General features: G+C 55.9%; 8 protein-coding genes, 1 tRNA gene and 2 pseudogenes. 1 reads left to right on the forward strand and 10 read right to left on the reverse strand.

Going from position 1 to position 12,859, the window contains the following annotated elements; all coding sequences use genetic code 11:
• Window positions 1–31 precede the first annotated feature (31 nt).
• The 4 genes and pseudogenes from HNE05_RS01530 to HNE05_RS01545 form a co-directional block, all read right to left on the reverse strand.
• A complete protein-coding gene (locus HNE05_RS01530; protein ID WP_173211382.1) occupies window positions 32–1,216 on the reverse strand; it encodes an NAD-dependent epimerase/dehydratase family protein in 1,185 nt (394 codons plus the stop codon).
• A 62-nt stretch (window positions 1,217–1,278) separates the two neighbouring features.
• Window positions 1,279–2,310, reverse strand: coding sequence for an SDR family NAD(P)-dependent oxidoreductase (locus tag HNE05_RS01535; RefSeq protein WP_173211755.1), 1,032 nt, complete (start codon window positions 2,308–2,310; stop codon window positions 1,279–1,281).
• Window positions 2,311–2,418: 108 nt separating this feature from the next.
• Window positions 2,419–3,441, reverse strand: a pseudogene (locus tag HNE05_RS01540) (IS30 family transposase); the annotation flags it as partial.
• 45 nt (window positions 3,442–3,486) lie between these two features.
• Window positions 3,487–4,650, reverse strand: a pseudogene (locus tag HNE05_RS01545) (IS3 family transposase).
• 275 nt (window positions 4,651–4,925) lie between these two features.
• On the opposite strand from HNE05_RS01545, the gene HNE05_RS01550 reads away from it, so the two are divergent.
• On the forward strand, window positions 4,926–5,942 hold the full coding sequence (locus tag HNE05_RS01550) for a hypothetical protein (RefSeq protein ID WP_173211384.1): 1,017 nt from the start codon (window positions 4,926–4,928) through the stop codon (window positions 5,940–5,942).
• A 408-nt stretch (window positions 5,943–6,350) separates the two neighbouring features.
• On the opposite strand, the gene HNE05_RS01555 is transcribed toward HNE05_RS01550, so the two are convergent.
• From HNE05_RS01555 to HNE05_RS01580, 6 genes are all read right to left on the reverse strand, one after another.
• On the reverse strand, window positions 6,351–8,525 hold the full coding sequence (locus HNE05_RS01555; RefSeq protein ID WP_173211386.1) for an acyltransferase family protein: 2,175 nt from the start codon (window positions 8,523–8,525) through the stop codon (window positions 6,351–6,353).
• A 497-nt stretch (window positions 8,526–9,022) separates the two neighbouring features.
• Window positions 9,023–9,098 (reverse strand) — tRNA-Thr (locus tag HNE05_RS01560).
• 291 nt (window positions 9,099–9,389) lie between these two features.
• A complete protein-coding gene (locus tag HNE05_RS01565) occupies window positions 9,390–10,625 on the reverse strand; it encodes a methyltransferase (protein WP_420826984.1) in 1,236 nt (411 codons plus the stop codon).
• 39 nt (window positions 10,626–10,664) lie between these two features.
• Entirely contained in the window at window positions 10,665–11,354 is a 690-nt protein-coding gene (locus HNE05_RS01570) for an ABC transporter permease (RefSeq protein WP_173211388.1), read from the reverse strand.
• Window positions 11,351–12,046: an ABC transporter permease gene (locus tag HNE05_RS01575; RefSeq protein WP_173211390.1), complete on the reverse strand. Its 696-nt coding sequence runs from the start codon at window positions 12,044–12,046 to the stop codon at window positions 11,351–11,353. The genes HNE05_RS01570 and HNE05_RS01575 overlap by 4 nt, the downstream gene beginning before the upstream one ends.
• 55 nt (window positions 12,047–12,101) lie before the next feature.
• Window positions 12,102–12,854 (reverse strand): ABC transporter substrate-binding protein, encoded by a 753-nt coding sequence (locus HNE05_RS01580; protein ID WP_173211392.1) that lies wholly within the window; start codon window positions 12,852–12,854, stop codon window positions 12,102–12,104.
• Window positions 12,855–12,859 lie beyond the last annotated feature (5 nt).

Below are 12,859 nucleotides of genomic sequence, written 5' to 3' on the forward strand. Positions count from 1 at the left end.
CCGAGCTGGCAGTGGCTCCGCTCTTAGAGAGCTACCACTTAATACCTTTAAAGATCACATCCTTGCGAATGCTGTCTTTGTACCTATCGACCACCTTGAACATGCCCGCCACCACCTCGTCAGTGAGGTAGTGCGGCTTCACACCCAAGTCGATCAGGCCTTGGTAGGACGGATTGTAGTAGTGCTCTTCCGCCTCTTTACGCGGGTTGTCCAGGTGGTTGACCTTGACGTCATAGCCCAGCGACTGCCCGACTTTCTGTACTTTTTCGGCCAGCTGGTTGGCGGAGAAGGTTTCCATGATCTGGTTGAAGATGCGCAGTTCGCCCTTGGCCGCAGGGCTCATCTCCGCGTGATGCACGCACTGCAGGGTGTCCTTGATGTTGAGGTAGCCACGCGTCTGGCCGCCTTTGCCGTAAACGGTCAGCGGGTAATCGACAACGGCCTGGACGATGAAGCGGTTAACGATGGTGCCGAACACTTCGTCATAGTTGAAGATGGTGCTCAGCCGTGGGTCGATCGCCGCTTCGTCGGTTTCGATACCGTAAACCGGGCCCTGCATCAGGTCGGTGACTCGCAGATCCCACATACGCACGCCGAACCACATGAGATCGGTGTCCATCACCTTGGTGGTGTGGTAGATGGAGCCGGCAGCACGCGGGAACAGGAACTTGCCCTTGCGGCCTTTATGCTCGATCTCGATCCAGCCTTCTTCGATATCGATGTTGGGCGTGCCGTATTCGCCCATGGTGCCCAGTTTGATGATGTGGGTATCACGAGAGAAGTCGCGCACGGCGAACATCAGGTTGTTGGTGACTCGCAGATTGTTGACGATGGTCAGGTCGGCGTGGGCATAGTCGATCAGCGAGTACGGCGCCGACGGCTGTTCTGCGTAGTGCACCACGGTTTCCGGGATGCCGGTGAAAGCCGGGTTGATGCACCAGTTATACTTCACACTACCGTCGAACAGCGAGCGCATGACTTGCGGCTCGGCCAGATCGCCAATCACCACCTTGATTTCGTGCCCCGTCAGCTCGTGCCAGATCTTGGCCCGCTCCATGAGGGTCGGCACCGGATACAGCATGCCGACGTCCAGCGTCTGGCAGTTGTTGCGGCGCAAGTAGTTGTCAACCACGGTCACCTGGTGGCCGCGGGCGGAGAAGTACATGGCAGAAGGCCAACCCAAGTAACCGTCACCGCCGAGAATCAAAACGTGCATCTTTTGCTCCTGATAGTTTCAGGCAGCCGCTGGAGCTGCCGGAATTGTGTTGATGATCCAGTTCAGATCAGGTTGTTTTCGACGAGGAATACGCCCAGCTCTTCCTGGCTCAGTTTTGGTTCATTCGCCGAGTTGTAGGGGTTGTCGACCTGTGTGGAGAGAACGCCCTGATAGCTGTAGTCGATATCGGTGAAGCGCTTCATGATCGCCGGTTTGATGACGAAGTAATGCTCAAGCTCGATGGCGCGGCCGGTCTCTTCACCGGTCATCAGTTCTTCGTAGAGCTTCTCGCCTGGCTTGACACCAATTTCCTTGATCTCGACGGTGCTCGGGTCCCGGTCGTATTCGGCCGCCAGCTTGCGGATCATCACTTCGGCAAGATCCTTGATCGAAATGACCGGCATTTTGGTAACGAATACTTCGCCGCCCTTGGCCAACATGGCGGAGTCGATGATCAGTTGAACCGACTGTTCAACGCTCATGATGAAACGGGTCATTTCGTGGTGAGTCAGGGTCAGCGGGCCGCCCTTGCGCAATTGCTCGCGGAAGATGGGGATGACCGAACCACGGGAGCCAAGAACGTTACCGAAACGGGTAGAGGCAAAGATGCAGCCGGACTTCTTGAACTCGACGTTGGCGGCGGTGATCAGGCGCTCACCCATGAGCTTGGAAGTGCCCATGACGTTGGTCGGGTTAACGGCTTTGTCCGAGCTGGTGAAGATGACCTTCGATACGCCAGCATTAACGGCAGCCCGCACAACGTTATCGACACCGAGGATGTTGGTTTGCACCGCTTCGTGCGGGACTTGCTCGCAGAGGATGACGTGTTTGAAGGCAGCCGTGTGGAAGACCAGATCCACGCCTTCCATTTTGCGGGTGAGGGCGGACTCGTCACGGATGTCGCACAAGTAGAAATGCACGTTCGCGTGGTCGCTGTAGGTTTCAGTCTGGTAGAACAACTCGCTTTCGTTGTTGTCGAGCACGACCAGTTCTTTCACCGCGTACTTGTGCACCAGTTGATGGACCAGTTCCTTGCCCACAGTGCCGCAGCCACCGGTCACCAGTACTTTCTTGTCTTCGAAAAACATTGTCATGTCGAATTCCTGTGATTCATGCCCTGGAAGCATACTTCTCTTAATTTGGGAGGCTGCAGAACCTGAGGAAAGCACCGCTATTGACTTGAAGCTGAGCGGTTGCAGGAGCTGAGTGCAACATGGGGCATCATGCCGCATAGCCATGGCCTTCTGCATCACCTCACCCATAACTTCGATGGGGCACCTAAAGTCGAAGCGCTTACGCAGTCGCATGTTCAGTATGCGATGGCATCCAACTCCTTCGGGCTGTGTACCGACAGGTCTGTGCTCTTGGGCAAGTACTGGCGGATCAGGCCATTTATGTTTTCGTTGCCGCCGCGCTGCCAAAGGCTGTGCGGGTCGCAGAAGTAAATTGCCACCCTGGTCTGCTGGGTGATTTCAGCATGCCGCACCATTTCTCGACCCTGGCCGTAGGTCATGCTCTTGCGCATCGCCAGCGGCATGCCATTGAGCGCTGCACTGAAGCCTTCCATCGCCGATGGTTGCCGTCGCGTCATTCATCTTCACCAGCATCAGATAACCACTGGTGCGCTCCACCAACGTGTCTACAGACGAGGCGTTGGCCTTGCCCTTGATCAGGTCGCCTTCCCAAATGCCCTGGCATCAGCCGGTCTTCGATCTCCGGCGGGCGCACATGAATGCTGACCATCTCAGGGATCTGACCGCGCCCATCTACGTCGCCAGAGCGCGGCCGGCGCGTTATCTTGCTTTGGCGCAGACAGATGATCAGCTCCTTACGCAGCTCGCCGACCGGCAAGGCATTGATCGCGTTATAGATCGTCTCGCGATAGACGTAGGCATCTCTGAGGCTGGGAATGTTCATGCTGCGCAGCTTGCCGGCAATCTGCTCGGGAGACAAACGCTCACGAGCATATGGGCCATCAACTCGAAACGCTCGCTACCCGGCAACAGCTTTCGCCTCGGTCGATAAACCTGGCGGTGGGCCTGCATCTGCTGCTGAGCCACGCGGGCCGAGTAGCCGCTACAGGCATCTCGATTGCGGCGCAGCTTCCGGCTGATGGTCGAAGGGGATCGGGTGATCAAGCAGGCATTCCTACGCAGGCTGAAGCCTTGGGCATGACCGATTTGAATGGTGGCGCGCTCTTCAACGCTGAGTTCGGAATAAGACATAGGGGCAGCACCGTACCGAAATGGCCAGGTGTTGCACTGTAGTGGTCAACCCATCCCTGACAGTGGGCCGAAGTTTTTCTTCGGCCACCGCAGGTGGCAGCCAGTCGTTGTATTGATGCGGCCTGATCCAGTTATAGCGATGCATCAGGTAATGGCTGATATCTCGTTGGGCCTCCTGGGCTGTCAGGTAACCGGTCGCAGGAATCCACTCCGACTTTAGACTTCGGAACAACCGCTCCATCGGCGAGTTATCCCGGCAGTTGCCCCGGCGGCTCATGCTCTGTTCCAGCCGATATCGCCACAACCGCTGCCGAAACAGCCGGCTGGCGTATTGGCTGCCCTGATCGGAATGAAACAGCACCTGCTGCGGTTTGCCTCGCTGCTCGTAGGACATGTCCAGTGCCTTGATGGCCAGCTCGGTATCCGGCTTGGTGGAAAGCGCCCAGCCGACCACTCGCCTTGTATGCAGATCCAGCACCGCCGCGAAGTAATGCCAGCGGCCTTGTGCCCAGATGTAGGTTATGTCGCTGCACCACACCCGGTTGGGTCGTTCGGTGGTGAACTCGAGGTTCAGCCGGTTAGGTATATCTGGCGGCTCAACCTTAGCCTGCTCGTAAGCGTGCGAGTCTGGTTGCTTGCTGACCAGACCCAACTCACGTATCAACCCACGCACACGAAAGCGGCCAATGCTTACGCCATCCTCACGCTGCATGCCCAGAATGCTGCGGCTGCCAGCAGAGCCTCGACTCTGGTTGAACAGTTGGCTGACCTGACTGCGCAGTGCAACGCGGCGTGCATCAACACGGCAGCGTCGAAGGCGATGGGCGTAGTAGCAAGACCGTACCACGTCGAAGGCTGAACAGATCACTTCCACAGACTCCCGCTCACTCAACTGGTCTATCAGCGCGTACGATTGAACTCGTCCGACATCAAGAGAGCGGTAGCCTTTGTTAGGATCGCTTTCTCCCGCTTCAGTCGGTCGATCCTGGCTTCCCGCTCCTGGATTTTCTGCTGTTCGGGAGTCAATGCTTTGCTCTTCGGGGTAACGCTCAGGCGCTCCTCTTGAAGCTGGTTTACCCATCGGCGCAGGGCCGATTCAACCAACCCCAGCGAACGGGCTGCTTCGATATGGCTGTAGCCTTGGTCGAGCACCAGGCCGGCGGCCTCTCGTTTGAACACGGGCGTAAAGGAACGACGTTGCTTGGTCATCAGACACCTCTTTATAGCGAGCATTCTCGCCCTAAATGGGTGTCCGGGATCAGTAGACCACTACACGCCGCGCGAGGAAGTCACGCGGCGCTTTTCCCGCCAGCGGATCATGCGGCGGATGGCGTCTGATGTGTTAGCTCAGGTAAAGCCTGTCGTTGAAGCTGCGCATGCGGATCGGCGCTAGAGCGACTTGAAATACTTAAGAGTGAGTCAGCGCTACTTTGACTGGTTCACAGTGTTAGGTTCTCGGCTCGGGTTGTTCAGGAATGAGTACAGTGTATTTTCGAATTGGCTCGGACAAAGCCGGAACGGTATCAATTGCGAACCTTGTTGAAGGTAACTCTGGGGCATTCAGTGCCCATGGAGTTTGTGCGCCGGTACGTAATTGTATATTCCTATTGGAACAGATTCAGCAAGAGCGGCAGCTTTCTCTGCCCTGCACTTTTATTGAAAAAGATCCTGATAGACGTATGCTCTCGGAAGGCTTCCTTCGTGCATATAAGGCGGGTGAGCATGCGCGGTCAGATATTTTCCTTACCACGGAATCGCTGTGGGGAAGATTATCGAAGGCTAGAGTTGATGATGTTCGCAAGGGAGAGCAAGCCCTTCGATTTCTAGAGGCTTTTCGTGATTTTTTCCGCTCGCATAATTTCAAAATTGTACTGCATCTGCGTCGCATAGACCTCTACTTGGAATCGTTATACAAGCAAGAAGTCAAAGCAGCGCGCACAGTAAGCTGGGACGTGCTTCGTGAGAAAACTTCTGCCGTTCGGGCCTTTGCTTTTTTTCGCTTATTAGAGCAGTGCTTTGGTCCTGAAAATATCATTGTGCGGCCTTTCGAACGATCCCAGCTTTATAAGCAATGTGCTGTGCAGGACATGCTGAAAATCATGGGCCTGGCAGACTATGCCCATGAATTCAGCGTGGTGCATGGCAATGAGGGACTGCATCGCGATCTTATGGAGACGCTCATTCACATGAATGCGCGCCATGGGAAGGTTGCCTCCAATTCGGCACTGTTGTCTGTAAGCAGTCGCTTGAAGAGTGAGTTTGATTTCAAGGACGTCGGTAGCATCTTGGATATCCAAACGCGCTACGAACTCTTAGAGGAATATAAGGAGTTCTACCAGTATTTGGCTGGTAACTATGCGAAGCAAGATTCATTGTTTCTCGAAGAAATCCCTAGCGATCAGCATTTAAGCTATAGCCTTTCGTCAGAGCGTGCCGCTCTTATCGAGCGGCTGGTTTTTCAAGCGGCACAGGCAGAGGCCGTTGTGTGCTCCGCGCATTGATTATGAGCGCCCCGGCAGATAGCCCCGTTTACTGGTAAGCCAGCCATCTTTAGTATTACGAGGGAGGGCATAGCTGATAATCCAATCTGTATAGATACGTCTGGTCTTATTGCCTGCGGGTAATAACCAGTCGTTCGGCATGGTGCGTATTTGCGCGCTGTCGCCTCAGTATGCATGCGTCGATAATCACAGAACCTGACCGTCGCTGAGCAGTTTGCCAGTTAAATGGGCGGCATTATTCTTCGCTGTTGCTGGGCGGGTAGTGCAGCAGTAAGTGTGATTGGCTTTAGGGCGTATGACGCCCAGCACCCTGCCGGGTTTACTTCGGTAAGAGTCATTATATTTTTCCGTAAGTGATGCGCTTTTATAGGTGTTGTAAAGTGATGGTTAGTTGGTTTTCGATTTGCTCTAGTTGGTTCGTTTTTCTTGAGTAGCGCTCAGCTGGGCTTCGCTAGTGGGTGTGCTGGTATTCTGAGAGAAAGGGAAGTCAGGAAATTTTTCCCACTCTTTGGCAACCCAGAGTGAGCCGAACTTGTTTAGATGATTTGTGTCATCAAACAACCTTGTGTCGTAAGCGAATTTATTGCAGCTTCTTAGCTTGTGATCGCAGAATAGATCTATCGAGACAACGGTTAACGTGTTTTTTATACCGTGCGCAGCAGCATTTCTCAGCGTTGAGTCGACAAAGGCCCCGCGTGCGATGATTTCGGAGTACGGGTCAATGTTGCATCTGCGTTGGATGGAGTCATTGTCAAAGATGTAGCGAGGCACCTCATCGCAGCCCTTGAGTGGTTTGCTGCTAAGCGGAGGTTGGCCAAATATAATTGGCGTCATTCCATTCTTGGTAATGATTTTGGTTGTGTATTGAAGTCCGTTTACAAAGTTTTCCTTAGACGTATCTGTGTTAAGAGGTAGTGGGTTTTTGTTCGATACCAGTAGGTTTTTGCGTAGGGTTGTCCCATTGAAATTTTCATGGTTAAACATCCAGTTCCATCGGCTAGATAGGATGACGTAGTCAAATTCGCCACTGTGTTTGTTGATAAAGCTTTCCCATGTCTTTATTTGCTCCCTGCACGCGATCTGTTTGGGTGGATCGTTAAGCCTTTCAATGTTGTAAATTTTGTAATGGCCAAATATAGGTGGGCAACCTGTGAATGTGTATGTGGTCCACTCTACATGGTATTTCGAGACGTAATATTTTCCCATCGAACTGAGGTGGCTTGCATGCGAGTCACCTAGAACCAAAACTTTCTTTTGGGGCGCGACAGTGCGGGGTGCCATGGTTTTTAGTGTGGCCCAAGGATTTTCTATTTTGATGTTGTATTTGTTTTCTATATTTTTAATGTTTTCTTTGTAGGTAAAGAAAGGTGGGTTCTTGTTGGCTTCTATTCTGCCAGGTATCCCATTGCTGTGAGCGATAGCGCTTAGCAGAGAGAAAAATAATAATGATGCGTACACGAAGATTGAAGAGATGCGTTGCTGTGCATGTGTTTTTTGGTTCTCAAATAAGCGATAGGATATTTCGGCCAAGCTAAAGGTCAGGGCTAGTGCTATCGCTGCGGATGCCAATGTGGGTGTTTTGAATTGATAGAAACCGAGATAAACAATCACCGGCCAGTGCATTAAATACAAGGAATAGCTTCTATCGCCAATAAAGGTAAGTGGTACGAAAAAACCATGGCTGTAAGTTGGGTATTTGCTCTCTCCCGTGATCAAAAAGACAAGAGTTGCTGCGCAGATGACAAATATTGAGGGTTCAGTCCACTGTGGCAAGCTGCTGCCCAAAGCTATTAATAGGCAAATGATTGAGAAAAGCGCGCAGGAAATTATAGTGCGGGCCTTTGGTTTTAACGCTAGTGGGCCCGTCAGCCAGATTGCATAGGCCCCCAGTATGCCGAGGGAAAGTTGATAGGCGCGGGAGGACAGTAGGAAGAAGTTCAGGGATTCACGGATGTCGTCAAGAGCAAGACTTTTTGCCCAGCTGGTTTCAGATAAATATGTGCTTCCCTGCAGGTGAACCCAGATGGATGCAAAGAAAATGATGCACCACGTGGTGAAAAAAGTTGTTGATAGACGCTTTTGAAAAAATATGAGGAGCGAAGCGATTGACGCAAAAAGTAGATAAAATTGTTCTTCTACTGAAAGTGACCAGGTGTGAAGGAGTGGTAGCGTGTCGAGCGGGGCGGAAAAGTAATTGGTCTGCGTAAAAAAATATATATTGGATACACCGCTCAATGCGTATATCGCAGAATAGGCTAGTGCTTTTAGTTCGCTTGGTGGATAAATAAGGATTCCCGCTGCTGTGGTGAGGAATAGCATAAAAAGCAGAGGAGGAAAGAGTCGATTAATGCGCCTTTCCAGGAAGCTCGTCCCCGAAAAAATTACTCCCCCGCTTTGTCTTATAAGAATGCCTCGGGTTATCACGTAGCCACTTATAACGAAAAATATATCAACTCCTACGTAGCCGAAGGGTAGGTAGTTTTCATTTAAGTGAAAGAATATTACGGAGAGTACTGCCAGGGCTCGAATTATCTGAATGTCGCGGCGCTTTGTGACTGGGGCGCTTGAAATGTTGGTGGGCATAAGGTTGAGCCTGAATTATTGAGCCAGTGCCCGGACAGCGTCCGGCGCTTTAATCAGTTGCAGCGTTTAGGGTTAAAGGTACTTGGCAAAGAGTTGGGTTGCACAGGGGCTTTTTCATCTGATATCAGCTCCGAGCTGATCTACTTTCACGCGGTGTCAGATTGGTTGGGGCTGCGGCAATTGGCCGGTCTTGGCAATAGCGCATTAACGACAGCCTCTCCGCCATCAGGCGTCATGGTTTTAGTGTGATAACCCAGCTGATTTAGTATGCATTTGCTCGACATTGTTGCGCCAGATCGCGTGGTCTTTCTGCGTCGCTCGGTGCTTCGTGGTGGCCTCAGCTCTTTGAGGCGATGAGGTTATGAGAAATACCACGGCGGCCCCCCTGAAGTTCTAGAGCGTCTGGGGGGATGGTTCTGGAGCTCTACCCCTGCTTTGGGCAAGTGTTGAGCACAAACGAAAAAGGCCCACCCTAAGGTGAGCCTTTTTCGTTTGTGTGGTGCCGGCACCAGGAATCGAACCCGGGACCTACTGATTACAAGTCAGTTGCTCTACCAGCTGAGCTATACCGGCAAGGGCGGCCATTATAGCTATTGGCGCCAGAGAGTAAACCCGTTGCGATGCAGAAGAAATGGGGGCTGGCTATCAGCAGCAATTTGCTTATGCACAATGACGAGGCGTGTCTGGTGCGCTGGGGTGAGTTTTGTGCGGCAGATCGCAGATGGCTATAACGCGCTGTTTTTTATCGACTTTTAATTTTGTTCAAGAAAGCGACAGCTGCCTGAGAGGCTGAAGCCGTGGGCTCTGGGGCGAGTTCTGCAGAATCTACTCACAGAGTTATCCACAGCTTTTGTGGATGGCTTGTCAGGTGCGTTCGGCGAGCAGCAGCAGGTTGCGTGGGCTGAGCTGGTAGCTGCAGAAGCTGCCCAGTTGCACGCTGTAGCCCTGTGCTTCGAGATACAGGGCGCGATCGAGCAGCAGCCAGAGTTCCAGGGGGCGACGGAACAGGTTGCGCAGCAGTTCGAGGTTGCGCACCTGAGCCAGGCGTTGCCAGCCCTGGGCTTCGAGATGCTGCCAGTCGCGCGGCGCGGGTAATGGCAGCTCCTTGAGGGCGGCAAGGTCGCGGCAGTAGTCGGCGAAGTCTTTGGCCAGCCAGCTGACCGGCAGTGAGGGGGTTGGCAGGTACTGGTCGCTGCCGCGCAGTTGCCGCTGCAGCAGGTCGAATGCCAGGCGCCAGGCCATGGACTGGTCGCGCTGGCGACGGACGCGTTGGCCGGCCGTGACGGTTTCGCTGAGTGGTAGGCCCAGGTCGTCGCGTGACAGCTGCAAGGTCGAGTTCTGCGCCGGGCTGGAGAGCGGCTGGTAGTGCGCGGCCTGGATGCGGTTGTAGCAGCACGGCGCCACCGCCAGTTGCTTGCAGCCCTTGGCACTGGCCAGTTGCAGCAGGCGCACATGCAGGTCGCCGCAGGCGTGCAGGGCCACTGGGCTGTGTTCGCTGAGCAGTTTGTTTGCGGCATCGGCGGCCAGCACATCCTGTTGCTGGTGCAGGGCCGGAAGTTGCAGGCGCGCGCTTAGTTGCTGGCCGGCGGCGACCAGTTGCGGGTCGTATTCCAGGCAGGTCAGTGCGCTGCCGTCGTGGGCCAGCAGGCGGCCGAGGTGGCCTTTGCCGGCGCACCAGTCGAGCCAGTGGCTGGGCGGCTGGCGAAAGTGCAGGCGGCTGGCGAAGGCTTCGATCTGCTGCCATTTACGTCCTGGCACATCCACCGAATAGCGCGCCGGCAGGCTTGCCAGGGTTATGCCCGGCAACTCGCCGAGCTCGCTCAGCTGCAGTGCTGTACGCGCCAGTTGTGGGAAGGGCGCGGGAGCGTCGAGCAGGTGTGGCTGGTTGTGGCTGGCTTCGGCCTGCTCCAGGCTGCGCGCGCGCAGCCATTGGGCTAGCTCAGGGTGGTCGAGCTCCCAGGGCAGGCTCAGGCTGGTGAAGGGTTTGGGGCGCCACAACGCTTGGTGGGCGACGAGAAAATCGTCCAAGGCCTGGAAGCGGGTCAGCAGGTCGGAACCGGTCAGCGGCATGGTGTGGGCGCAGGCAGGAGGTGTGGCCATTCTAACTGCTGCCCTCCCGGCTGGGAGGGCGTACAGGATTTAGCGGCCCTGGCAGGCATCTACCCGCAAGCGGCGCTCCAGCAGCTTGAAGCCGCGCACCAGGACGTAGGCGATGACCAGGTAGAACATCCCGGCGGCGAAGAAGATCTCCACCGGCAGGTAGGTGCGGGCGATGATGGTGCGTGCCATGCCGGTCAGCTCGAGCAGGGTCACGGTGCTGGCCAGGGCGCTGGCCTTGAGCATCAGGATCACTTCGTTGCTGTAGGCCGGCAGGCCGATGCGCGCAGCGCGCGGCAGGATGATGTAGAGCATCGCCTGCGCCCGCGACATGCCCAGGGCGCGCGCCGCTTCGATCTCGCCCGGTGGCACGGCCTGGATCGCGCCGCGCAGGATCTCGGCGATATAGGCGGCGGTGTGCATGGTCATGGTCAGGATCGCGCACCAGTAAGGATCGCGCAGATAGGGCCAGAGCGGGCCGTTGCGCACGATGTCGAACTGCGCCACGCCGTAGTAGACGAGGAACAGCTGCACCAGCAGCGGTGTGCCACGGAAGAAGAAGATGTAGCCGTAGGGCAGGGCGCGCACGTACCAGTGCCGCGAGGCGCGGGCGATGCCCATGGGCAGGGCGAGGATCAGCCCGGCGATAACGGCGATGGCGACCAGCTCGAGGGTCAGCCAGGCACCTTCGAGCAGTTTGGGCAGGTATTTGACGATGACTTCCCAGTTCACGACGCGCTCCTGACAAAACCGCGGCTAGAGCGTTTCTCGAGGAAATGCATGCCGATCATGGCGAGGACGGTCAGCCCCAGGTAGATGAAGGCGGCGACCAGGAAGAAGGTGAAGGGTTCCTTGCTGGCGGTCACGGCGATCTGCGCACGGCGCATGATTTCTTCCAGGCCGATGACCGAGACCAGGGCGGTGTCCTTCATCAGGATCATGAACAGGTTACCGAGGCCCGGCAGGGCAATGCGCCACATCTGCGGCAGGATCAGCCGCCAGAAGATCCGGGGACTGGACAGGCCAAGGGCCTGGCCGGCTTCGCGGTGGCCCTTGGGGATGGCCAGGATGGCGCCGCGGAACACCTCGGTGGCGTAGGCGCCGAAACACAGGCCGAGGGCGATGGTGCCGGCGGCGAAGGCGTTCAGTTCGAGGTCGGGTTTGCCCAAGGCTTCACCGATGCTGCGCATCAGGTTGACCGTGCCGAAGTAGATCAGCAGGACCCAGAGCAGTTCGGGCACGCCGCGAACGATGGTCGAGTAGCTGCCACCAAGCCATTGCAGCGGCTTGTGCGGCGAAGTCTTGGCCAGGGCGCCGAGCAGGCCGAGCACAAGGCCCAGGCACAGCGCGGAAAGCGCCAACTGGATGGTCATCAGCGCGCCAGCCAGCAGGGCCGGGCCGAATCCGTGGAGGTCGAAGATCATCTGAGGACTACTGCGAGGAATGACCGCCGCCCGGTGGGGCGGCGGTCAGGCGGCATCAATAGATGCTGAACGGGAAGTACTTGTCGTTGATCTGCTTGTAGGTACCGTCGGCGACGATTTCCTTCAGGGCAGCGTTCAGCTTCTCACGCAGCGGGTCGCCCTTGCGCACGGCAATGGCGATCTTGTCGTTGTCGAAGACCGGCTCGCCCTTGAACTCGAAGTCCTTGCCGGCGTCGCTCTTCAGCCATTCCCAGTTGACGAACTTGTCAGCCAGTACGCCGTCGAGGCGGCCAGAGGACAGGTCGAGATAGGCGTTTTCCTGGGTGTCGTAGAGTTTGATCTCGACCACGCCGTCCAGGTTGTCTTCCAGCCAGGTGCCGGCGATGGTGGCGCGCTGGGCACCGATGACCTTGCCTTTCAGGCTGACTTTGTCAGCTTTCAGATCGGAGGCTTTCGGGGCGATGAACTGCAGCTTGTTGGTGTAGTAGGCGTCGGTGAAGTCGACCGCTGCCTTGCGCTCTTCGGTGATCGACATGGAGGCGGCGAGGAAGTCGAACTTCTTCGCGTTCAGGGCCGGGATGATGCCGTCCCAGTCGGAGGTGACCACTTCGCACTCGGCCGCCATCTTGGCGCACAGGGCCTTGGCGATTTCCACGTCGAAGCCGCCGACCTGGCCGCTGGCGTCGATCAGGTTGAAGGGTGGGTAGGCGCCTTCGGTGCCGATTTTCAGTTTGTCCGCGGCGATTGCACTGGTGCCGAAGGCCAGGGTGGCGACTGCGGCAAGCAGGATCTTCTTATAGTTCTGCATCGTAT

The sequence above is a fragment of the Pseudomonas campi genome (genome assembly GCF_013200955.2).
Classification (GTDB): domain Bacteria; phylum Pseudomonadota; class Gammaproteobacteria; order Pseudomonadales; family Pseudomonadaceae; genus Aquipseudomonas; species Aquipseudomonas campi.

Excerpts from the sequence above, each read along its gene's own strand:
- HNE05_RS01530 (WP_173211382.1), bottom strand. The coding sequence starts at position 1,216 with ATGCACGTTTTGATTCTCGGCGGTGACGGTTACTTGGGTTGGCCTTCT.
- HNE05_RS01535 (WP_173211755.1), bottom strand. The coding sequence starts at position 2,310 with ATGACAATGTTTTTCGAAGACAAGAAAGTACTGGTGACCGGTGGCTGC.
- HNE05_RS01555 (WP_173211386.1), bottom strand. The coding sequence starts at position 8,525 with ATGCCCACCAACATTTCAAGCGCCCCAGTCACAAAGCGCCGCGACATT.
- HNE05_RS01565 (WP_420826984.1), bottom strand. The coding sequence starts at position 10,625 with ATGGCCACACCTCCTGCCTGCGCCCACACCATGCCGCTGACCGGTTCC.
- HNE05_RS01575 (WP_173211390.1), bottom strand. The coding sequence starts at position 12,046 with ATGATCTTCGACCTCCACGGATTCGGCCCGGCCCTGCTGGCTGGCGCG.
- HNE05_RS01580 (WP_173211392.1), bottom strand. The coding sequence starts at position 12,854 with ATGCAGAACTATAAGAAGATCCTGCTTGCCGCAGTCGCCACCCTGGCC.